Annotated in this window: 13 protein-coding genes; all 13 read right to left on the bottom strand. The window is 62.5% G+C overall.

Annotation, left to right across the window (positions count from 1 at the left end):
- Positions 1 to 22: 22 nt before the first annotated feature.
- Complete coding sequence (locus BUS06_RS12205) at positions 23 to 907, bottom strand: heavy metal-binding domain-containing protein (RefSeq protein ID WP_074264488.1); 885 nt, start codon at positions 905 to 907, stop codon at positions 23 to 25.
- 30 nt (positions 908 to 937) lie between these two features.
- Positions 938 to 1,360: a hypothetical protein gene (locus BUS06_RS12200; protein WP_074264487.1), complete on the bottom strand. Its 423-nt coding sequence runs from the start codon at positions 1,358 to 1,360 to the stop codon at positions 938 to 940.
- Between the two features lies 1 nt (position 1,361).
- Positions 1,362 to 2,930: a toxic anion resistance protein gene (locus BUS06_RS12195; protein ID WP_083611404.1), complete on the bottom strand. Its 1,569-nt coding sequence runs from the start codon at positions 2,928 to 2,930 to the stop codon at positions 1,362 to 1,364.
- Positions 2,897 to 4,174 carry an SEL1-like repeat protein gene (locus BUS06_RS12190; RefSeq protein ID WP_074264485.1) on the bottom strand — a complete coding sequence of 426 codons (1,278 nt, stop codon included), beginning with the start codon at positions 4,172 to 4,174 and terminating at the stop codon, positions 2,897 to 2,899. Before BUS06_RS12190 ends, BUS06_RS12195 begins: the two co-directional genes overlap by 34 nt.
- A gap of 160 nt (positions 4,175 to 4,334) precedes the next feature.
- Positions 4,335 to 4,643 (bottom strand): hypothetical protein, encoded by a 309-nt coding sequence (locus BUS06_RS12185; protein WP_074264484.1) that lies wholly within the window; start codon positions 4,641 to 4,643, stop codon positions 4,335 to 4,337.
- Between the two features lie 292 nt (positions 4,644 to 4,935).
- Positions 4,936 to 6,216: an SEL1-like repeat protein gene (locus BUS06_RS12175; RefSeq protein ID WP_254368829.1), complete on the bottom strand. Its 1,281-nt coding sequence runs from the start codon at positions 6,214 to 6,216 to the stop codon at positions 4,936 to 4,938.
- 3 nt (positions 6,217 to 6,219) lie between these two features.
- Positions 6,220 to 8,226 carry a phospholipase D-like domain-containing protein gene (locus BUS06_RS12170; RefSeq protein ID WP_074264482.1) on the bottom strand — a complete coding sequence of 669 codons (2,007 nt, stop codon included), beginning with the start codon at positions 8,224 to 8,226 and terminating at the stop codon, positions 6,220 to 6,222.
- Positions 8,227 to 8,228: 2 nt separating this feature from the next.
- Positions 8,229 to 10,871 (bottom strand): type VI secretion system Vgr family protein, encoded by a 2,643-nt coding sequence (locus BUS06_RS12165; RefSeq protein WP_074264481.1) that lies wholly within the window; start codon positions 10,869 to 10,871, stop codon positions 8,229 to 8,231.
- A gap of 391 nt (positions 10,872 to 11,262) precedes the next feature.
- Positions 11,263 to 13,314, bottom strand: a complete 2,052-nt coding sequence (locus tag BUS06_RS12160; protein ID WP_254368828.1) for a S9 family peptidase — start codon at positions 13,312 to 13,314, stop codon at positions 11,263 to 11,265.
- Between the two features lie 62 nt (positions 13,315 to 13,376).
- A complete protein-coding gene (locus BUS06_RS12155) occupies positions 13,377 to 17,585 on the bottom strand; it encodes a bifunctional nitrate reductase/sulfite reductase flavoprotein subunit alpha (protein ID WP_074264480.1) in 4,209 nt (1,402 codons plus the stop codon).
- A gap of 22 nt (positions 17,586 to 17,607) precedes the next feature.
- Positions 17,608 to 17,955, bottom strand: coding sequence for a nitrite reductase small subunit NirD (nirD, locus tag BUS06_RS12150; RefSeq protein ID WP_074264479.1), 348 nt, complete (start codon positions 17,953 to 17,955; stop codon positions 17,608 to 17,610).
- A gap of 31 nt (positions 17,956 to 17,986) precedes the next feature.
- Entirely contained in the window at positions 17,987 to 20,569 is a 2,583-nt protein-coding gene (nirB, locus tag BUS06_RS12145; protein WP_074264478.1) for a nitrite reductase large subunit NirB, read from the bottom strand.
- A gap of 101 nt (positions 20,570 to 20,670) precedes the next feature.
- The gene (locus tag BUS06_RS12140) at positions 20,671 to 22,074 is read right to left on the bottom strand and encodes an MFS transporter (RefSeq protein WP_074264477.1); all 1,404 of its coding nucleotides are present in this window, start codon (positions 22,072 to 22,074) and stop codon (positions 20,671 to 20,673) included.
- Between the last annotated feature and the right edge of the window lie 516 nt (positions 22,075 to 22,590).

The raw sequence follows: 22,590 nt of genomic DNA, 5'->3' as shown, positions 1-22,590 counted from the left end.
TTTTCCCTGAGGAGAAGAAGGTTCAGATACCGTCACTATAGGCGTTGTGGTGCTCGGAAGTGGAACGCAGGTTGTCGCGCTTGTCGCTCAAGTCGAGCACGAATTCGATTTCGTGAGGTACGGGAACGCCGCGCGGGCAATCGACCACCGTGCCCATCACAATGTGCCGGCCCAGCAGCGGGTTACTCCTCGACTCGCTTTCCAGACGGATCAGCTGGCTAAACTGCAGTTGCGCAAGCACGCCCGAACCCTGGCGAGCCGCGTCTGCGCGAAAATCGGCGTGAGCGTGGCGGCGGATCCGCTCCCAGAACGCCGTGGTCTGCAGCAAAGGCTGGTTGCCCCACCAGCCGCCACCGGTGTCGAGCGGACCGTTGCTCCACTCGAAACGCGCGCCGACGGCAAGGCCCACCGGGATGATGCCCGCCTCCAGCAACTGCATGAATTCCAGCGCCGGTACGGTCGAGATGACGGGCTCGGTGCTCGGCGACAAGCCTTCGATACGCACCGCCGTGCCGACCAGCGAGTAATCCATGCTGTTTTCAAGGTACAGGTCGACGGTCACCATCCTGACGTCGATCACCGCGTTGGCGCCCAGCGCAACTGCTTCCGCCTGCAGGCGCTTGATGGCAGTGCGCCAACCCTGCGCGTGCCCTTCCGTCCACGAAAATCCGTAGTGCATCCAGCACGTTGCCGCGATCGGCGCGAGCATTCTCAGGCCATGGCTGCGTGCCAAGGCCATCTCTGGCGCGGTCAGGGTGGATACCCACGGTAGCGTGCCGCTTTTCGAATCCGCGAGACGCTGGTGCACCATGTTCGGCACGCCGTCAGCGTCGAAGAAATCCGGCGCCGGGCCGCGCGGCGTATTGGAGCTATTGCTGGAACCAAACAGCGAAGTCAGCCAACCCATCGGCATCTCCTGCGTAATTGTTCGAGTGGATCAGAGTGCGGCCAGCAGCTCGGCCATTGCGCGCGCCTTCTCGGTGCGTTCGTGTACCTGCGTCATCAAGCCAGCCATCCACGTGTGAGGATCGATTTCGCGGGTCGACAGCACAACCCCTTTGACCTTCTTTTCGATCTCGGTCGCGAGGTGCTGGCCGTCTCTGAGGCGCATGGTATAGGTCTCGTTGTCGAACGCCACTGAGACGCCGACAATTTCCTCAGTTTTCCGAAACAAACCGTGCCGGACGCGATGAACCTGCGAATGGTTCGGCAACGCCTCGGAGATAATCAACGCGAAGCGCGAGAGGAAGCCGGCGCGATCGGCTTCGGCGTGGCGCAGCCATGCGGCAGCAAGGTCGAAGCTCAAGGGCGACGAGCCCGCGGCGAGGCCGCCGTCAAGGTCGGATCTGGATTCGGACACGTCACGCTCCCGGCGGCGCGGCGAGCGCCTGGGCCTGCACCCCGCGCATGCCTTCTACGAGCTTGTTACGCACTTCGATCAGCTTTTGCTCGCGCTCGCGATCTTGCGCGAGAACCTGCTGCTCGATCGCGAGCACTTCTTTCATCGTTTCGATCGACTGGGTTGCCGCTGCCGCCAACGATTCCAGGTTGCGCGGGTCGCCGCCCAGGCTGTGCGCGGCATCGACCGCCGCATCATGTGCGCCCTGCACCGCGAGCTCGGTGATCCGGCGGGCCGCCTCGTCGAGCTTTTCGCTTTCTTCACCAGCGCGACGCGTGTCGGCCTGCACCACGGCCTGCGCCGCCACGGCCATCAGGCGCGGAATCGTCACCATGATGCCGGTCGTGAGCTTGCTCACTCGCGTCTCGGCCGCCTTGCGGTTGGACGCAATCAACGGAATCAGCGTCGCCGCGGAAATCATCGCTTCGCGAAGATCGCTGATCCTGCCGCGGAAATTGCCCAGCGTGTTGCGGTAGTCCATGGCGATGGCGGCGTCGCCTGCCGTATTGGTGCGCAAGGCCACCTGGCGCAGCTGTTCCGCTTCGCTGACGCCACGCTCCAATGCCAGTTGCATCGCGGCAATGCCGATAGACAGACTGCTGACACCCTGCCGCACTGCTTTCGACTGTTCGTCGAGCTGTTGAATCGTGATCATCAGATCAGCCTTGGCGCGCCGTGCGCGGGCCTCCTCCGCGTCCATCAGACCGAGAAACTGCTTGCGGTTCTCCTGGAACGTTTTGGCCGCGCTGTGCGCCACCTTGCCCAGGCGCCCCAGCTTGCTGAGGAAGCCGACGGCTTTGGGCGCAACTTCACGCGCCTCTTCCTGAAGCTCCTCGATACGCAGGATCTTGATGCCGTCGATCACAGCGGCAGCAATGCGACCGATCTCGCCCGCTTCACCCACGGTGGTATCGGCGAGCAGGCGACGTGACGCGAGCGCGAGCGGCTGCAAGGCCGTGTCGACGAAGCTCAGCGTGGTCGTGGTGTCGTCGAAGCGGATGCCGTCGGCCAGTGTCTGGGCGATGGCACGTTGTTCCGGCGCCAGCGAGGAGAGGTCGACCAGCCGCTCTGCGGGCGCCATCGGCGTCAGCACCTCGACGGGAAGATTGGAAGTGGCTGTAGCGGGCCCGGGCGTGACCTGCAATGCACCGGCTTCAGCGGGCTCGTCTGCTGCGTTCAGGAAGGCCGCCAGATCCAGCGGCTGCTCGGTGGGTCTGGACGGATCTTTTGAATTGGGATCGCTCATGGGAAGCCGGACGGTAATTAGGGTGGCGAATGAAGAAGCGCATAAAGAGGCAAATAACGTCCCCGATGGCCCAACAGCATAAACCTGAACCGGTCTGTCGAGAACAGGCTGTTGTGCAATAAATCGCCGGTCGCGCGGGGTCTTGGCGGACCTGTCATGCCGGGGATGCAGGCCGTCGCGCCCCGTCCGCGGTGCCAGCCGCAGCCAGGTGTGGTTGTCCGTGCCCTGGTACGCGTCACGCGTGCTGTGCGCTAAGCATCGTGGATGTAAGCCTTGCGGATCCATTGCGCATCGGTACGATGTACGCGCATGTCTGGGAGCCAGTTCACGGCAGGGGTGGACGGAGGATCGTTAAGGGCGGGTTGCGGCATCGTCTCGTCTTTCTTGAAACGGCGCATAGTCTCGAGGCTATACATATCGAATGCCTCCGCACACCAGACGCCGTCCTGCGGACAAACATTGCCTCGGCTGACAAGCGTGCCCAACGGCACGCGCTCAGCCTTCGCACTTTTGACGGGTGCCACGGGAAGCCCCGTCGCAGCGTCGAGGTTCTTCTCGCGGGCCAGCTTTTCAACCAGCGCATCGGAGGGTTTCTGCGGCGGCACGGCTGCGGCCTGTTCCTTCTCCCACTGGAACGTGCCGTCCCACGGCGGTAGCGGTGCCGGCGGCAGTGGCACGATCTGGTCGACGTCGGGGACTTTCGGGTTCAGGCCTTCGTTGCGGTCGAGGAATTTGCCGATCATTTTGTAGCGGCGCGAGCGTTCGGGATCGTTCTGGACATCGAAATAAAACATATCTCTATTTTCCGGCGTTACCGCGAAGCCATTTTCCAGAGAAAACGCGGCCTGACTGTTTCCCGCCATGACGCCCTGCTGGAAAGCCCTGACTGCTTCGGCGTAGAACTTGTCTACCGCACGACCAATCGCCAGGGAGGTCGCAGCCTTGCCATGCCCCTGGTCTGCTGAGCACCGGTACATCTGCAGCGCAACCTCAGGTGCGGCGTCAATCGGATCCAGTTTCTCCGCGAGGTAATACTGCGCGTCCGGACTGCCCAGATCCGCCGCCTTGCGGAAATAGCGCAAGGCCGTCACGCTATCCTGCTTCAGCCCGTAGCCGAGTTCGAGGTAATGCGCGATGTCGTAGTAGCCGGCCGGCACGCCCTGTTTGACCAGTTGCACTGCCAGGTCTATCGTCTCTTTCGGTGCATCCGGCGAATTAGCCAGCCCCGTCGACACCAGCGCCTGAAGGTTGGTATTGGCCTTGTAGTGATCGTGGGCCGCCGCGATCCGGTAATACCGCGCGATATCGTCGAAGTCCTTCGGGCCATCCTGCTTCTGCAGCCAGCGGCCGTATCTGAACAGCTGGTCCGCATCGGGATCGAGCGGCGGCAGATGGTCGGCCTCATGCACGCAGGTAAAGGCGAGATTCGCGCGCACGGCGCTCAGGTCAGGCAGCGAAGACAAAGGGTTCACCTTGGTACAGGCACAGACAAGACTCGCCAGCAGGGCGACAAGAATGCCTCGTCTCATGGGTCAATCCTCGTAAGCGCGTTTGAGAGAAGTGCGCAGGAAATCCGCAAGGAACGCCGACGGGGTGGCTTACTACCCAGGTATCTGGTGTTTCCTGAAATGATCCGGCTCCATTGCTGATACGTAAGCGCCGCACCGACTGCCTTTCTGTCCTTCTGTCCTATGCACGGCGAGCAAAGGCCCAGCACCAGAACCGGTGCACCCGCGCGCTCAGAAGCAAGGGGACGGCCACCGCTCCGCCTATCGCCACAGCCACGAGCACTGGTAAGCCAAGCCCGTCGAACGCGACCAGGCCACCCGCCAAGGCCCCGCCGCCCAGCGCCGACGCGAGCCGGCACGAGTTGGCCCTGAACCGGCGGGGCCCGAGCAGGATCGATGCAATAAAGGCCAGCAGTACACAGCCTTCCATACTAAAGAGGAAAGTGACCAGGTCTTGCATCCAGATCGGCGCATGGATCATTGCCATCATTTTCAATTCCTCCCGTTTATTCGCGGACGCGAAAAGTTTCCACTGACATTGGACGAGCCCGATGTCCTACGCCAGATCAAGGTAAGCCGCTAGGGCCCATGCCCTATCGGACGTGCAGGTGCGCATGCCAGGCAACCAGTCCAGTCCCCGAATGAGACGGGGATTGTCCATGACGAGGTGCGGCATCGTTTCGCCCTTGCTGAAACGGCGCGTTGCCTCGAGGCTATCCGGCGCGTCAGCGCCGCCCGATGATGAAATAGCGGGCGGCGCATGTTCGCCCGGACTCACGCCTTTATGCCTCGTCGACGTATGCCTTGAGACTCCATTCCTCATTGGTGCGGTAGACGCGCATACCGAGTAGCCAGTCCAGGCCAGGAATGAGACGGGGATCCTTCAGGGCGAGTGGCGGCATCGTTTCGCCTTTCCTGAAACGACGCGTCGCGTCGTAGCTGACCGAAGCAAATCCCCGGACACACCACACGCCGTCCTGCGGGCAGACTTCGCCGGGGCGAACGAGCGTGCCCAGCGGCACGCGGCTCTCCAGTTCCTTTTCGTGCGCGGTCCTGACCCGAAGCCCTGTCGCCGGGTCGAGGCTCTTCTCGCGGGCCAGCCTTTCAACCAGCGCATCGGACGGCTTCTGCGGCGCCACGGCTGCGGCCTGTTCCTTCTCCCACTGGAACGTGCCGTCCCACGACGGTAGTTTCGCCGGCGGCAGTGGCACGATCTGGTCAGCGTCGGGGACTTTCGGGTTCAGACCTTCGTTCCTGTCGAGGAATTTGCCGATCATTTTGTAGCGGCGCGAGCGTTCGGGATCGTTCGGGACAGCAAGGTAATACAGCACCCGGTTTTCTGGAGTTACCGCAAAGCCATTTTCAAGAAACGATGCGGCCTGGCGGCTTCCCGCCATGACGCCCTGCTGGAAAGCCTTGAGTGCTTCTGTGTAGACCTCGTCGTCCATACGACCAATAGCCAGGGAGGTCGCGGCCTTGCCATGCCCCTGATCCGCTGAGCACCGGTACATCTGCAGCGCAACCTCAGGTGCGGCGTCAACCGGGAACAGTTTCTCCGCGAGGTAATACTGCGCGTCCGGACTGCCCAGGTCCGCCGCCTTGCGGAAATAGCGCAAGGCCGTCACGCTATCCTGCTTCAGCCCGTACCCGAGTTCGAGGTAGTGCGCGATGTCGTAGTAGCCACCCGGCACGCCCTGTTTGACCAGTTGCACTGCCAGGTCGATCGTCTCTTTCGGTGCATCCGGCGAATCAGCCAGCCCCGTCGATACCAGCGCCTGAAGGTTGGTATTGGCCTTGTAGTGATCGTGGGCCGCCGCGATCCGGTAATACCGCGCGATATCGCTGAAGTCCTTCGGGCCATCCTGCTTCTGCAGCCAGCGGCCGTATCTGAACAGCTGGTCCGCATCGGGATCGAGCGGCGGCAAGTGGTCGTCCTCGTGTACGCAGGTAAAGGCGAGATTCGCGCGCACGGCGCTCATGCTGGGTAGTGAAGCCAATGGGTTCTCCTTGGTACAGGCGCAGGCGAGGGCCGCCACCAGGGCGGCAAGCATGCCTCGTCTCATGGTTCAATCCTCATAAGTGCGTGTGGGCGAGGTACGCAGGAAACCTACGAGGGACGCGATCGGAGCCCGCTTTGCGCTCTGTCTTTTGGTGTTCCGAGAAATGATGTCGCTCCATTTCAAATACGCTTGCGACACATCATCCTGAGCACCCAGATTGTTCGTATGCAGCGCCCACATCTGCTTGCGCAGCGCGGACGTCAGGCCGCCATGCTCATGGCAGATATTCAGTTCGCTATCCACCTCCATGCTGCGCCGGTTGACATTGGCCGAGCCGTGCGTCGTAAACACGTCGTCGACGATCATCAGCTTCTGGTGGACATAGACGTAGTCCCACGCCTTGCCTGCAGGCGTGTCCGGTGCGACCAGGGTGCAGACCAGCACCTTCATCCCCGGCATATCCTGCGGCGGCACCAGCTCTCCCTCCTTCGTCATGCCGTCCGGGCTCACGCTCGCCACCCGCCGTTTCTCCTGCCTCGTCTGCTCCAGCTGCTGCCCGATTTCTGCCTGCCGGAGCTGGCCGCCCTGCAGGTAATTCGCGAGCCCCTGCATCTGCGAGAAACCCGCGCCCTGCATCATCGCGCGCTGGCTGGCCGCCTGTTCGTCAGCAAGCTGCTTCTCCAGCGTCTGCTCCTGCTGCGTAAGCTGGTCGTTCTTCTCCAGTGTCTCGACCCCGGGCATCCGGTCGCCATATCCGAGCGCCGCGAGCATCTGGTAGCTGCTCACGGTCCCGCGGCCGATGCCGTCGTCGTTCGAGTTCGTGACCACGAACAGATAGACCTCACCATGCTTCGCCGGGTTGCGCCCCCACTTGATCTGCGCGTTGACGTTCTCCCGCAGCCTGTCGGCCACCGGCATGTAACGGAAATACTGGTTTTCGATGTACACGAATCTCGTCGTGTTGTTCACCGCCTGCAGGTACAGCGACGCGATGTCCTTCGTGCCGTCCTTGCCGTGCTGCGACTGCGTGCGAAGGATCTGCGCCATCACCGGCGTACCGTGATCCGCGCGCAGCTTCAGCCGGCAAGCCAGCGCCGCCCGCGCCTGGGTCAGGTTCTGCCCGGTCGCGTCGTCCCACGCCTGGCAGAAATTCTCGTTCAGGTACTCGAGGACCGGACCCGTCACCTTCGCGGACATGTCCTGCCGCGGATGCAGGCCGTTGCGTCCCATTCGCGGCGCCTGCCGCAGCCAGGTGTGATCGTCCCGGTCCCAGTATTCGTCCAGCGTGTTGTGCCCCATCACGAACCCGATGGCCCGCTCGGGAAGCTCGTAGTCGACAAGCACCATCTTCTGGTGGTGCGAGGGCTCCGCCGTCATCGCCGCGGTGTTCCGCTCTCTCAGCGTGGGGTCGCCCGCCGGGCCGCTCATCCATGTGCGCCAGGCGATTTCGGCACGCTCCCTCAGATCGAAATCGCGCGTGGCGAATTCAATGTTTGCCAGCGGCCTGGGCGCGCCCGGCAACGCGTTCAATGCCGCGGTCACCACCGATTTCGCTGCCGGGAACGGATTGGCCCTCGTCCCGGCCGACATCCGCGTGACATTGTTCCGGTTGGCCCGCCAGTACCAGAGCTGGTCGAATTCCCGCTGGGCGCGGGTGCGCCCGTCCTGTGCAGCCCCCGCCAGCCCGACTGGCCCGTGGTTGCCTGGCATCATGTCTTCCGAGAAGGACGCCACGTGCAGTGCGTCGCTCCAGACCAGCAGCCGGATCCTGATGTGAGGTTTTTCGAGGCCCTTGTATTCGAGCAGTTCACCGATCGACGGCGAACCCGCCGCGTCGCTGCCCCGTCTGAAATACATGGACGGCTGGAAACCCCAGCACAGGATATCGATGCTGTGCTCCGCGTTTCGTATGGCGTCGAACACCGCCGCAAAGGCCGTCTCGCCATTCACCAGCGGCAGGTACGTGGCCAGCGCGGGGTTGTATTCGGTGCGCTGCACGAACCATGGGGAGGTGAGCGTTGCGCTTCGCGTGCAGGAAAGCGCGAGCGGCGTGGTAGCGCTCTGCTGTTTCATGGTCAGGCGTCCGTATCAGGGTTGAGCAGTGGGTTGTAACTGGCGCGGTGTTCGGCGCGATCGACAGTACCGGACCTGGCGCCCGGCAGACCTTCATGAAAACGGAGGCCCTGATTGGCCAGTGCGCCGTTGACGGCATCACCGCGATAATTCTCTGCAACCGGGATGTCATGCGTCACGCCATTAGCCTGTTGCAGCGTGTACTTATGCGTGGTGGGATGGTGATCGATCTGGATCAGGCCTGTTTCATCGAACACGCCCTGCTTCATCAATGAACCATCAGCAAAAAGCTTGTACGGCATGCCGGTTGGCACGGCCGTCCTTGCCGCCGGAGACCCGGTCGCATCCAGGGTAAGCGGTATGGTCGGCAGACCGGCGAGCGCCGGGTGGTTCCGGTCCAGCGGCATGTTCAGCGACGCCTTGCTCTTCTTCTGCACCGTGATCGTCTTGAGGAACAGATCGCCAGGACCACCAAGGGTGATGCTACCGTCCTTCATCTGGACGAACGCACCACCGCATTCCAGGATGATCTCCTTTGCCGCCGCCAGGTTGACCTTTCCATTGACGCTGGCAAGGTCGAGATCTTTGTCCGCGATGAAAGACATCGGCCCATCTTGCGCCTGAATCTCGACGGGGCCCTTCGCCGCAAAAATCCTGGCACCGAGCTTCTGCGCGAACAGCGAAATCTTTTCGCCCGCTGCTACGGTCCACCGTTTCAGCACGCTCCATTCGGCGTTCTTCCCGGCTACAGCGTTGATGCTGTCCTGCGCCGCAAACTGCACGCCGCCGGCCGCGACAACAGCCGCCGATGCCGGGGTGCTCATCAGCAGACCCGGCTTCTTCAGCCCGTCGAAATCTTCCTTCATCTGCTGCTGTACATCGGTGTCGACAGGCTCGGCCTTGGCGCTTTGCGCCGATGCTGCCAACGCCTTCGCAGTCGCCAGCGCGCTTTCCAGTTGCGCGATGGTTTCCTGCATGTCGAGCTGCTTCCCGCTCGCGCCTGGACGGTCATATGCCGTGACCATCATTCCCTTACCTGCACGGCTCACTCCGTAACCGGATGTGCGAAGCTCATAGCCTTCGCCGCGCTTTTCCAGTTTGTTGTCAACCAGATAGCCGAGATTCAGTTGCGATTTGCCCGAATGCTCCGTGCTGACCTTGACACCCTCCTGGCCCGCCCAGTCCTCAAAGCGGATCTTGTTGTTCGCCTGGGTGCGGATCACATTCCGTGAGAGCCAGCGCCGGTCATTTTTCACCAGGTCGCGCGCCTGGCTGTGATGGTGGAACGCAACGATTTCGGGCTTGTCCGGGTCGCCGTCGCGGCAGGTAATCACGGCTTCGGCATCGTCCAGCGCCGGAAAGTGCATGCCGGTTTGCAGCTTGCCCGCGAACGGCTTTGCGAGGCGTAGCGGAACACTTTCTCCGCCGTTGGGCCACGTTTCGAAGTCCGCATCAAAACGCACCGTATAGTGGCCGTTTGCGGTTATGTATGCGTATTTGTAGGAGTCCGGGCTGGTGACGCGTGCGCTGAGCGTGCCGGTCACTTTGGCCCAGGTTTGCGTCTCAAGCCTGAGACGGAAGCGCCGGTCAGCGGGGATTGCCTTGTAGCTGTTCGAGTAGGGCGTATCGCGCGCGCCGCTGTGCGTGACCTCGACAATCAACTGGCCTTTGGGTGCATCGGGCAGAACAAGATCTGTTTCCAGCACGCGCCCCGGCTGCAGGTTCAGCACGTTGCTGTCGCCTTCAAAGACTACCTGCCAGGCGATGGCCGCTTCGTGGCGAAGCTGCGCTTCCCACTTCGCTCCCGCCTGGTCCAGGTGGTGAGTGCCATAAATATAGGACTGGCCGTAAGTGGTGGGATCGCTGGGCGCAATGTTGGACGTGTCGCGCAAACGCTCCCAGGCTTGCTCCGGGTTGTAATCCGCGACCATGAACGACTGCGGCACCGTCGCGGAGTGCGTCTTTATCGCCGTCACCGCCTCGACGCCGCGCGCCTCAAGTCCCGCTGCTTCGCGGTACGGCACGACGCGTTGCGGTTCGTCGTAAATGTAATGATCTACGTCGTCCCCGAACACCACCTGGTCGCCGTATTCTGTCTCCTGGATATAGCTGTAGATGCCCGATTTCTCCTGCAGCATATGCGCATAATTCTGGTCGCTCATGCCGTGCTGCATGCGAAAAGCATGCTTCGGATACTGGCGGCGTAGCCGGAAACTGAACTGGTGCTCAAGCATTCCGTGACCGCGCAACATCTCCGCCAGAATGTCGGGCGTTGAACCATGCTGGAAGATCCTGTTTCGGGTTACTGCTGCCAGCCGCCCGAAATGCGACTGCAACACGACTTCGTACTTGACGTAATCCTTCGTGTTCTGGATCGTTGAGAAGCGCGCGAGAAAGCCGGAGAATTTCCGGGGTGGTCCATCGTCCGGCACGATGACAAACGACGCGTCACGGCTCAGGTATTCGGAGCGCGCAAGCTGTTGCGGGTGGGTCAATACGATACGCACCTCGGTCGGTGCACCCATCTTCTCGGTGGCCTCGAACGACACCACAGAGAGCGCCGCCGCGCTGTCCGTACCGGGTACGTCAAGGTGGTACGCCTGTCGCCCCGGTAGGACCTGAAGTGCGCCCTGCAGGTCTGTCATTGGCCTGGCCTCCTTGCGATTGTTTGAGAGGCGCGGCCTGATTCAGCAGGACTACTTGGGAGGCCGCGATGCGGAGCTTATCTAGCTCCTAAGGGTTTTTACCCTGCGTGCCGCCCAAATTCGTGCGGAAAAGTCTGCAAATTGGTCGTTAAAAGTCGAAGCACTATTCGGCGCAGTGGGAGGCAGCGGCGGACGCACCCGCGGTGTCAGCGAACAAACCTTCAGCAAGGCGCGACGGGTTTATCTGCCGAACTGTTCGAGCACGCCCATGTCCGCCTGATTGCGCTGGCTCAACCTCATATCAATTCGATGTGTTAGCACGGCCAGAGGCAGGTCGCCGCTGGCAGCAGCCGGCCGCGCGTGGGCACGCGTCGCCATTCAATCTGACCAACTATCCCTCGCGGCGCGCGGGCAAATCGAGTAGCGCCGCCCCTTCCAGGATCTGTGCAGTCGAGCCGTCCCATTCGTCCTGCCGCATCGGCTCCGCGCGGCCACCTAGATGCCGTTCGAGAAACGCCTCCGTGATCGCGTAGAACGAGATGTTGTTTTCCGGTCGCGCGAAACCATGCCCTTCATCCGGATACAGAACGTAGGTCACCGGAATACCATTGGCCTTCATTGCATCCACCATCTGATCGCTCTCCGCCCGCTTGACGCGCGGGTCGTTCGCACCCTGACCGATCAGCAGCGGCCTGCAGATGCGACCGGCACGATGCACCGGCGAGCGCTCGCGCAGTAGCGCCCGGCCCTCCTCCGTCGAAGGGTCTCCAATCGCTCGCACGAACTCCTTGCGGAACGACTCCCAGTAAGGCGGGACGCTCGCCAACAGTGTTTCCAGATTGGACGGCCCGACAATCGCGACCCCGCATGCATACATCTCGGGATTGCGCGTCATGCTCGCGAGCACTGCATATCCACCGTAACTGATGCCCATGATCGCGACACGCGACGGATCTGCGATACCGCTTTCAACGGCCCAGGCTACGGCGTCGAGCAGGTCGTCATCCATGCGTCGGCCCCATTCGCCGTCTCCAGCATTGACGAAGCGCTTGCCGAAACCCATCGAACTGCGGAAATTCACGCTCAGCACGCTATAGCCGCGGTTAGCCAGCCATTGATGCTCGGGTTCGAAGCCGAAGATGTCCCGGGCCCAGGGGCCACCGTGAACCAGCAACACCAGTGGACCCGGCTGCTGCACGCCGTTGGGACGCGTGAGATACGAAACCAGATCGAAGCCGTCGCGCGAGCGGATTACCACCGGATGCATTGGCGCGAGCGGCGCTGCGCTGAGGACGGGGCGATGTTCGAACAGAACGCGCAGCGACCGGCTCTGCCGGTCATACAGATAAGTCGTGCCGGGCCGCAGATCGGAAATTGCATCGATAAGCCATAGCCGGTTGTCCTCGGTATCTCCGTGCAACCGCCATTCGCCGAGCCCTGCGCCGTTCAGGAAATCAACGTCGGTCTGAATTTTCTGGTCGATCGCAACATAAGTGGAGCGCTCCAGATTGAGCCTGTAAGCCAGTGGCTCAAATGTTTCGGAATCCATAATGAAATCGAAAAGGTCGGCGCGCGAATCGGCCGCCACCACTTCGGTCGTGCCGCTGGCAAGATCGATCCGCGTCATGGCGGTCGTATTGCGGCCGCGACTGTCGAGTACGAACAGTGCTGAGCCGTCGGCACTGAGATGGCCCGGGCCAGATGTCCTGGTCTCTTCCGGCGCAAACCGCATCCATTCGTCCCAGCTACCGTCTGCATTGCGCCTGAGCACCTCCTGGGAGCCGTCGCTCGCGAGGCGAGTGGCAAAGTGCGGGCGGTAATGCTGGTCGACAATAAAACCTGCAAAGCCGGGATTTTCTTCGACGAGCACAAGTTCGCCGGTTGCGAGGTTCAGCGTGTACAGGTCGAAGAACTTCGGGTCACGGCGGTTCATACCCACAAGGATGCGATCGCGGATGGTTCGGCTCACCCTCTCGATCGATACCGTAACATTTTCGAAAGGCGTCAGGTTGCGGCAGGTGCCAGCATCCAGATCGACTACATGAACATGGAAGTCCTCGTTGCCCTCGACGTCCTGCAGATAGACGATATGACCGTCGTAGGTCCAGAGATGAAACCGTAGACCTCGGTTCGTATCGTTCGTCACCGCGCGGGCGAGTGACAGGTCGTCGAGCGGCGCGACCCAGACATTCAATACGCCGTTGACCGGCGCCAGCCAGGAGAGAAAGCGCCCGTCCGGACTGATCTCGACATCAGTGCGCTCTGGATTGCCGAACAGATCGGCGCGGGGGATGAGAGGAACGTCCGAAGCGGTCGATGTCACCTGGTAGTCTCCTTGCATCGAGTAGGCCGCTGCGCGGATCACGCGGACGGCCTGAAGGAGAATAACCGGAATCGACGCGGTAGAAAGCGAGCGAGCAAACGTATGCGATGCATGTGGCATATCGGTCCGATCCGGTATGCGCCAAGGTGCCTTCTGCGCACGACATGTCTCACCGCGTCACTTCAATAAACATCCCGCACATAGCGCTTGTCTCTCGCGAGCCGGTTGACGTATTCGAGCGCCTTCTCATCGCTCATACCGCCATGGCTGACCACGACCGCCTTCAACGCCGCGTCGACATCTGTCGCCATGCGGCTCGCATCGCCGCACACATAGAAATGCGCGCCGGACTCGAGCCATGCCCACAACTCGGCACCGTGTTCGCGCATGCGATCCTGCACATAGATCTTCTCGTGCTGGTCCCGCGAAAAAGCCAGATCGAGCCGCGTCAGCAGCCCTTTCGTGCGCATCGTCTCCAGTTCGTCACCGTAATAGAAGTCGGTCGCAGCATGCTGCTCGCCGAAGAACAACCAGTTGCGGCCGGCATCCCCGTGCGCCAGCCGTTCGTGCAGAAAGCCCCTGAACGGTGCGACGCCGGTGCCGGGGCCAACCATGATCATCGGCGTGTCGCCGTCGCGCGGCGGCCGGAAATGCGCGGATTTCTGCACGTACACCGGCACGCTGATGTCCCCGGCGCGATCGGCGAGGAAGGTCGAGGACACCCCTTTACGCTGGCGTCGGCCATTGCTGTAACGAACTGCAGACACGGTCAGATGAACTTCGCCCACGTGCGCCCTGGGGCTCGACGCAATCGAATAGAGCCTCGGTTGCAAGCGCTTGAGCATGCCGAGCAACTCCGGCGCCGTCAGTGTCACGGGAAACTCGTGCAGCACGTCGGCCAGTTGTTGGCCCCACAACCATTTCTTCAGATCGGCCTTGCGGTCGTCGGCCAGCAATGCGCCGAGCGCGCCGTCGCGACTGCGCGAGGCGATGAAGGCAAGTGCCTCGGAATTCGGCCGGGCAATTTCGTAGTGCCTGGCGAGTGCATCGGCAAGACGCATATCGCCGATACCGCTGACATTCACCGGCGCATCCGCTGCCAGCCCGCTCAAACCGATCAGTTCGTCTACCAGTTCGGGACAGTTGCTCGGCCACACACCGAGCGCGTCGCCAACCTCGTATTCGAGGCCCGAATCGCCGGTCGACAACGAAAAATACCGCGTATCCTTCGACGCACCGTGCTTGTTGAGCCGCAAATTCTTCAAGAGGCGCGAGGCGGCGGGATGAGCCTTGGTGGGCAACACGCCGGGTAACACCGAGGGGATCATGCCATCGGCCGGCACCTCGTGTAATGCGGCGTCCTCCTCCTTGATACGCGCGACGATCCGCTCGAGCCATGCATCGGCGGCGGGTTCGAATTCCGTGTCGCAGTCCGTGCGTGGTAGCAGACGCAGCGCGCCCTGCTCGGCGAGGCGCGCATCGAGATTGCGGCCATGACCGCAAAACTGGTCGTAGTTGCGATCGCCGAAGGCCAGCACGGCGTAGCGCACGTTGTCGAGGCGCGGCGCGTTGGCGGCCTTGAGTGCGCTCCAGAAGCTCTCGCCGTTATCTGGCGCATCGCCATCGCCGAACGTGCTCGACATCAGCAGCACGTACTGCGCCCTTGCCAAAGTCGCAACGTCGTAATCGGCCATGCAGGAAGTGCGGATCTCGAAGCCCGACTCCATCAACTGTGTCGCGTAGCGTTCCGTCAACGACTCGATATTGCCCGTCTGCGATGCCCACAGCAGCAGCACCTTTGGACGTGCCCGCGCGATTCGCACAGCGGGGGCAGCGAACGCAGCGTCGGACGAGACGCCAGAAGAGTTATCGGCAAGTCCAGGCGCTGTCGTAGCCGCGCGGCTATACAGTCCAGCCAGCATCCCGTCGAACCAGAGCCGGGTAGCGGTCGGCAACGGCGCGCTGGCGGGCATCACGGGCACGCCGTCCGTCTGGGCCTGCTGACCCGCGCTCGCCCGCAGGCCATTGATAAAACCGGCCACGTAGGCACGTTGTGCATCGTCGAGCAGCGGCACAGGCATGTCCTGCATGCCGAGCATGGCGGCGAGAGCGTCGATACGGGACATGTCCCCTTCCTTGATCGAACCGGCATCGGCCGCCAGCAGCGGGGCCGCGGCATCCATACCGGAGGAGATAGCGTCGGCGTCATCGGCCGCCGCACTGGGTTCGGGTGCGACGCGGCTCAAGGCAACCGCACAGAACTTGAGTTCCGGTTGCTGTGAGATCGGATCGACCGCATCGTTGGTCAGCGCGTTGATGCAGAGGTCTTCGCCGAATACGTCGTTCCAGTGCATCGGCGCAAAGCAGGCACCCGCCTGCACACGATCGGTCACTACGGCGGGCAGTACCGCACGGCCACGACGCGAACGCACTTCGACGCGGTCTTTGGCCTCGATGCCAAGCGCGGCTGCGTCTTCCGGATTGATCTCCACGAAGGGCCTGGGATTGAGCTTGTTCAGCATCGGCACCTTGCCGGTCTTCGTCATGGTGTGCCACTGATGCTGCAGGCGCCCCGTATTCAGGACGATCGGAAACTCCGGCATCGGCATCTCGGCCGGCTCGGTATGCGGCCGCGCGAAGAACACGGCTTTGCCGCTCGCGGTCGGGAAGACCAGCGCCGGACGAACGCCGTCGGACATTTCCCTGAGCGGTTGACTGATACCGTCGTTCAGATAACGCACGGGATTGCGGTCTCTTAACAACCCCGACGCATCCGGCGAACAGGGCCATTGCAGCGGCGACTCACGCAGCCGCGCGTGGCTCGCGCCGCGCAGGTCGTAACCGGTCTTCGGGTTCGAGGCTCGCGTGATCTCCGCGAACACTTCCTCTGCCGACGCATAGCTGAACGCGTCCGCAAAACCCATTTCGCAGGCCACCCGAGCGATGATCTGCCAGTCGGGCAGCGCCGCACCCGGCGGGTCAATCGCCTTCTGCATGAGCGTCATGTTGCGCTCGGAGTTGATCATCACGCCTTCCGCCTCAGCCCACAACGCGCCAGGCAAGAGGACGTCGGCATAGCGATTGGTTTCGGTGTCGAGAAACGCGTCCTGGGCGATTACCAGTTCCGCGGCCTGCAATCCGGCAATCACAGTCTGCCGGTTGGCGAAGCTTGCGACCGGATTGGTGCAGATAATCCAGCACGCCTTAATATCGCCGTCCGCCATGCGCGAGAACATGTCGATAGTGCCCTGCCCGACTGCCGTCTTTAGCGTCCCAGACGGCACTTGCCACAGGTCCTCGATAAACGCCCGGTCTTCTTCCACCAGCACGGAGCGCTGCCCCGGCAAACCCGGCCCCATGTAGCCCATCTCGCGGCCGCCCATTGCATTGGGCTGGCCCGTCAGCGAAAGCGGCCCGCTACCGGGGCGGCAGATCTTGCCCGTCGCCAGATGGAGGTTGCAAACGGCGTTGGTGTTCCACGTGCCGTGCGTGCTCTGGTTCAGACCCATCGTCCAGCAGCTCATCCACTCCGGCGCTTCGCCTATCCATTGCGCCGCGGTGCGGATATCCGCCTCGGGGATGCCGGTGATTGCCGCGACTTTTTCCGGCGTGTAGTCGTCGAGGAAAGCCGGCATCGCCTCCCAGCCTTCCGTTGCGGTGGCGATGAAGTCGAGGTCCGTATGACCGTTCTGATGCAGCAGATACAGCAGGCCGTTCAGCAACGCGAGATCGGTGCCCGGTTTGATCTGCATGAAGAGATCGGCCTTGTCCGCGGTCGTATTGCGGCGCGGATCGACCACGATCAGTCTGGCTCCGGCTTTGACACGATCCATCATGCGCAGATAGAGGATCGGGTGACAGTCGGCCATGTTGGCGCCGATCACGAAGAACAGATCGGCCTTGTCGAAATCCTCGTACGAGCCCGGCGGACCATCCGCGCCCAGCGAGAGCTTGTAGCCGCTGCCGGCGCTTGCCATGCACAGACGCGAGTTCGATTCGATATTGTGGGTGCCGACAAAGCCCTTCGCGAGCTTGTTGGCGAGGTACTGCGCCTCGATCGACATCTGGCCCGACACGTAGAACGACAGCGCATCGGGGCCATACGTGTCCAGGATTTCGCGCAGACGGCGGCCGGTATCGGCAATCACCTGGTCGACCGGCAACGGAGTCGGGTCGCCGTTGCGCTCGCGTCGTTCATAGGCGTTTTCGAGGCGTCCGGACTTGCGCAGCGCGACATGGGCCGACGACCCCTTGGTACACAGCCGGCCGAAATTGGTGGGATGTTCCTTGTCGCCGGCAATCTTGACGACCTGGCCATCCTCGACCTGCAGCACCATCCCGCAGCCGACGCCGCAGTAGGGGCACACCGTCTTGACGCTTGCGCTGCTCATTGCGTGAACGACCCCGGCCCGGTTAGACCGCTACCCATACGCGACCATCCCTGACCTGCGCGGCGAAGGCGCTGACCGAATGCTCGGGCGCTTCGAGACATTCGCCGGTGCGCAGATCGAAGTGCTGCTTGTAGATCGGCGAAGCCACCACGATGCGTTCACCGAGGTTGCCAATCAGTCCGCGCGATAACACCGCCGCCTGCGAACAGGGATCGTAGTTGTCGATGGCATACACCCCGCCCTCGCCGCGCGCGACGTTGAACACCGCCACCTGCCGTCCGGCCACCAGCGCGCAGACGCCGGTATCGGGCACGATGTCGTCGAGCGCGCACACCGGCACCCAGTCAGGCGTATTTCGATCGTTGTTCATCAAGGACTCCTCGAGATGCATGACGCTGGATTCAAACGGTCTCGACGACCACGGGAACTGGAAACTGCCTGGCGGTCTCGCGCTCTGCCGGTGTCGCAGGACGGATCTGGCCGCGTTCCTCGACAAAGGTCACGTTCTCGTCGAGCTTGTCGCTGTTGACGAAATGACGGAAGCGCTTACGTGTCTCGGGATCGGTCACCGCCTTTTTCCACTCGCATTCGTACGTATCGATCACGTTCTGCATGTCCGCTTCCAGTTCCGCGGCGAGACCCAGCTTGTCGTGGACAACGACGTCGATCAGATAGTCGAGCCCGCCTTCGAGGTTGTCGCGCCATACGCTGGTGCGCTGCAGACGGTCGGCCGTGCGAACATAGAACATCAGGAAACGGTCGATGTAACGCGTGAGCGTCTCGCGATCGAGATCCGCTGCCAGCAGTTCCGCGTGGCGCGGCTTCATGCCGCCGTTGCCGCATACGTAGAGATTCCAGCCTTTCTCGGTGGCGATGATGCCGACATCCTTGCCTTGCGCCTCCGCACATTCGCGGGTGCAGCCCGACACGCCGAACTTGAGCTTGTGCGGCGAGCGCAGACCCTTGTAGCGGTTTTCCATCGCAACCGCGAGTCCGACCGAGTCGCCGACGCCATAGCGGCACCACGTCGAGCCCACACACGACTTCACCGTGCGCAACGACTTGCCATAGGCGTGACCCGATTCGAAACCGGCTGCGATCAGTTCTTCCCAGATCAGCGGCAACTGGTCGACGCGGGCGCCGAACAGGTCGACGCGCTGGCCGCCGGTGATCTTCGTATAGAGGCCGTATTTCTTCGCCACCTGCCCAACGGCGATGAGTCCCTCTGGCGTGACCTCGCCACCCGGCATGCGCGGCACTACGGAATAGGTACCGTCGCGCTGGATGTTGGCGAGGTAGTAATCGTTCGAGTCCTGCAGGCTCGCGTGTTCCTTCTTCAGCACGAATTCGTTCCAGCACGAGGCGAGAATGCTGGCGGCGACGGGCTTGCAGATATCGCAGCCCAGACCGTGGCCGTGCTTTTCGAGCAGTGCGCCGAAGCTCTTGATGCGCTCGACGCGCACGATGTGATGCAGTTCCTGGCGCGAGTACGGAAAGTGCTCGCACACGTGATTGTTGACCGCCATGCCCTGCTTCTTCATTTCGGCTTTCATCACCTGCGTGACGAGCGGCACGCAACCGCCGCACGAGGTGCCGGCACAGGTCGCCGTCTTGAGGGCGCCGATGCTGGTGGCGCCGGCACACACTGCCGCGCAGATTTCGCCCTTGGAGACGTTGTTGCACGAGCAGATCTGCGCGCCTTCGGGCAATGCGTCAACGCCGAGCCCTGGCTTCGTCTTGCCGTCGCTGGCGGGCAAAATCAGGAATTCCGGTGCTTCAGGCAGCTCGATGCGGTTCAGCATCATCTGCAGCAGCGTGCCGTATTCGGCCGCATCGCCCACCATCACCGCGCCGAGCAGTTGCTTGCCGCACTCGGATACCACCAGCTTCTTGTAGACCTGCTTGCGCTCGTCGCTGAACTGGTACGAGCGGCTGCCCGGCGTCTTGCCGTGCGCATCGCCGATGCTCGCCACATCCACGCCCATCAGCTTGAGCTTGGTGCTCATGTCCGCCCCTGCAAAGCCGGCCTCGTCGCCGAGCAGTTGCCGTGCAGCGATGCGCGCCATTTCGTAACCCGGCGCGACGAGGCCATACACCATGCCGTTCCATGCGGCGCACTCGCCAATGGCGAAGATGTCGGGGTCGCTGGTCCGGCAGGTGTCGTCGATCGCAATGCCGCCGCGCGGGCCCAGTTCGAGGCCGCAAGCGCGTGCGATCTCGTCGCGCGGACGGATGCCTGCGGAAAACACGATCATGTCGGTATCGAGATGCGTGCCGTCGGCAAACTGCATGCGGTGCGTGCCCGCTTCGCCGTCGACGATCTCGAGCGTCTGCTTGCCGGTGAGAACCTGCACGCCCAGTTCCTCGATCTTGCTGCGCAGAACCCGGCCGCCGCCGTCGTCCACCTGCACCGCCATCAGGCGCGGTGCAAACTCGACGACATGCGCCGCCAGCCCCATATCGTGCAGCGCCTTGGCGCATTCGAGCCCGAGCAGGCCGCCGCCCACCACCACCCCGGTCCTGGAGCGCGCACCGCAAGCCTGCATGGCTTCGAGATCTTCGATGGTGCGATAGACGAAGCAGTCCTGACGATCGTTGCCCTTAATTGACGGCACGAAAGGCGTCGAACCGGTGGCGAGCACCAGTTTGTCGTACGACAGGGCTTCACCGGTCGAGATTGTCACGGTGCGCGCTGCGCGATCGACCGCTACCGCCTTAGCGTTGAGCTTGAGCAGTACGTTCTCGCGCTCGAAGAAGCCGGGCTTGACCAGCGACAGGTCTTCAGCGGACTTGCCCGAGAAGAATTCGGACAGATGCACGCGGTCGTAAGCAGGGCGCGGCTCTTCGCACAGCACGGTGATGTGCAACGCGCAACGCGCGTCATCCACCAGAGATTCGAGGAGCTTGTGTCCCACCATTCCGTGGCCGACGACGACAACGTTCGTGACAGGGGTTTCGTCAGTTTCCAGCTCGGTTCGCGACATGATTTTCGTCCGGCAAATAAAAAGGCGTCCCGTGGATCATCCAGCCGTTCAGCGGTTGAATTCGGGGCAACAACTGTCTACACGTCCCACTTCCTGCTGGCTCAAGCACCGCTATCGGCGCGCACACCCGCCGGTGTCGAAAGCGGATTGGCCACCACAAGACCCTCGGCCGGTAGCGCCCATTTGAGCCAACGGGCACGATGCAGCACGACCAGCGCGAAGGCGAGCGCCGAGATCACGCCAAAGGTCGCGAAGCCCATCTGGTAACTGCCCGTGCTTTCCTTGGCCATCCCCATGATGACCGGCAGATAGAAGCCGCCGATCCCGCCGGCCGCGCCGACGATCCCCGACATCAAGCCGGTCTTGCCCTTCCAGCGTTGCGGCACGAGCTGGAAGGTGGCACCGTTGCCAAGGCCGAAGCACAGATAGGTGACCACCAGCAATGCGATGCCGGCTCCGAGCGGCGGCATCCATGCGGCGAACGCGAAGTCGCACAGCGAAATACCGGCAAGCAGCAACACGAGAGCGCGAACACCCGAGATGCGGTCGGCGATCAGGCCGCCAATCGGACGCACCAGTGCGCCAGTAAACGCGAGCAGCGACATGAAGAGCCCCGCTTCGAGCTTGGGCAACTGATAGAGCGACACCAGCAGCGTCGTCACGTAAGACGACATGCCGACGAAGCCGCCGAAGGTGATGCTGTAGACGAGCATCACGACCCACGTGTCGCCTTCAGCCAGCACGCTGCGGTAATGCTTCGGCAACACCGCGATGGCAAGCAGCGCACCCAGCACGGGCAGCAGTAATACCCCCGCTTTTCCGCCGCCAAAAACACCCGCATGCACGGCCAGAACAAGCGCGATCAGTCCGCCCAGGGTGACGCAGAAACTGCGGAAAGCGCGCGGCGCGCTACCCGTTTTCGCGCCGAGGTCCTTCGCCCAGAAGAACAGCGCGACCGCCGCGAGAGCCAGTAACGGCAGCGCCGCGCCGGCCGCTTTGGCCCACCCGAAGTGGTCCGCGAGACTGGGGAACATGAAGCCGTCGAGCACCGCGCCGATATTGCCCGCGGCGGCGAGGCCGAGCACGAGGCCTTGCACCTTCGGCGGATAGTTGCTGCCTGCCATCGGCAAGGCCACGGCAAAACTTGCGCCGCCTACGCCGAGGAACACGCCGAGCACCAGCAGCGTCACGTAGGACGGCGGCGTCGGCGACAACAGTAGGACAACTGAAGGCAGCGCGGAGAGCGCCACACCAAGCAAGGCGATACGGCGGCCGTCGTAAGCCTGGTACAGGTTGCCGAGCGTCACCCGCAGAATGGCCGCACCCAGCACCGGAACCGCGACGAGGAAGCCCAGTTCCGCGGGCGACATCGCAATGTCCTTGTGAATGAACGGTGCCAACGGGCCAAACATCACCCACACGGTGAACCCGGTGTCGAAGTATAGAAAGCACGCTAACAACGCACGCCAGTTGCCGCTTTTTAGCGAATCCAATAGGTGTTTCATGGGTCTCTCTCGCAGGGTGAAGGCGTTGAAAAATTCGCGGCAAAAAAATGGAGCGCAAAAAAAAAGCGTCCCGAGTGCCCAGTGCGCTCCGATATCTCGGTGGCTTCTGGGTACTCGGGACGCCGTTGTCCCTGTGGGCCGCTTTAGACGGGCAGCCCCTCAAGAGTGCAATACGTTGAGGCCGTCGTTGGCCCCGCTGCGTTGCAATGCAATAGATATGCCATGAGCGCAGCCGCGCTGACGATGCGAACCGCGCCGACGCTCGCGGCCGATGCTCGCGTGATCCTGGCGAGGCGCTGTGGAATAAGGCTGAGCGACGCACCGGTCAAGGACCTTAACCAGTGAATTTGCGCGTGAAAACAGGAGGTTTCTTTGCGACCGCGCTCTGCGTTCTCGCGATGAGTCGCGCGCTCTTCCGGCGCAGCATGAATTGAGTTGGTGCAACGTTGTGGTGCGTCGCACCATCTTGTTGCACCGCCGTGCAGTCCAAGTCCCTGGCACGGCGCAAGCAGCAGC

It is taken from the genome of Paraburkholderia phenazinium, assembly GCF_900141745.1.
GTDB classification, from domain to species: domain Bacteria; phylum Pseudomonadota; class Gammaproteobacteria; order Burkholderiales; family Burkholderiaceae; genus Paraburkholderia; species Paraburkholderia phenazinium_B.
Note: the sequence above shows the minus strand (reverse complement) of the source record. Positions and strands in the feature narration are given on the sequence as shown.

Bases quoted from the DNA above. Each gene is read 5' to 3' on its own strand.
- BUS06_RS12205 (WP_074264488.1), bottom strand. From the start codon at position 907: ATGGGTTGGCTGACTTCGCTGTTTGGTTCCAGCAATAGCTCCAATACG.
- BUS06_RS12195 (WP_083611404.1), bottom strand. From the start codon at position 2,930: ATGGATCCGCAAGGCTTACATCCACGATGCTTAGCGCACAGCACGCGT.
- BUS06_RS12190 (WP_074264485.1), bottom strand. From the start codon at position 4,174: ATGAGACGAGGCATTCTTGTCGCCCTGCTGGCGAGTCTTGTCTGTGCC.
- BUS06_RS12185 (WP_074264484.1), bottom strand. From the start codon at position 4,643: ATGATGGCAATGATCCATGCGCCGATCTGGATGCAAGACCTGGTCACT.
- BUS06_RS12175 (WP_254368829.1), bottom strand. From the start codon at position 6,216: ATGAGACGAGGCATGCTTGCCGCCCTGGTGGCGGCCCTCGCCTGCGCC.
- BUS06_RS12170 (WP_074264482.1), bottom strand. From the start codon at position 8,226: ATGAAACAGCAGAGCGCTACCACGCCGCTCGCGCTTTCCTGCACGCGA.
- BUS06_RS12165 (WP_074264481.1), bottom strand. From the start codon at position 10,871: ATGACAGACCTGCAGGGCGCACTTCAGGTCCTACCGGGGCGACAGGCG.
- BUS06_RS12160 (WP_254368828.1), bottom strand. From the start codon at position 13,314: ATGCCACATGCATCGCATACGTTTGCTCGCTCGCTTTCTACCGCGTCG.
- BUS06_RS12155 (WP_074264480.1), bottom strand. From the start codon at position 17,585: ATGAGCAGCGCAAGCGTCAAGACGGTGTGCCCCTACTGCGGCGTCGGC.
- nirD (WP_074264479.1), bottom strand. From the start codon at position 17,955: ATGAACAACGATCGAAATACGCCTGACTGGGTGCCGGTGTGCGCGCTC.
- nirB (WP_074264478.1), bottom strand. From the start codon at position 20,569: ATGTCGCGAACCGAGCTGGAAACTGACGAAACCCCTGTCACGAACGTT.
- BUS06_RS12140 (WP_074264477.1), bottom strand. From the start codon at position 22,074: ATGAAACACCTATTGGATTCGCTAAAAAGCGGCAACTGGCGTGCGTTG.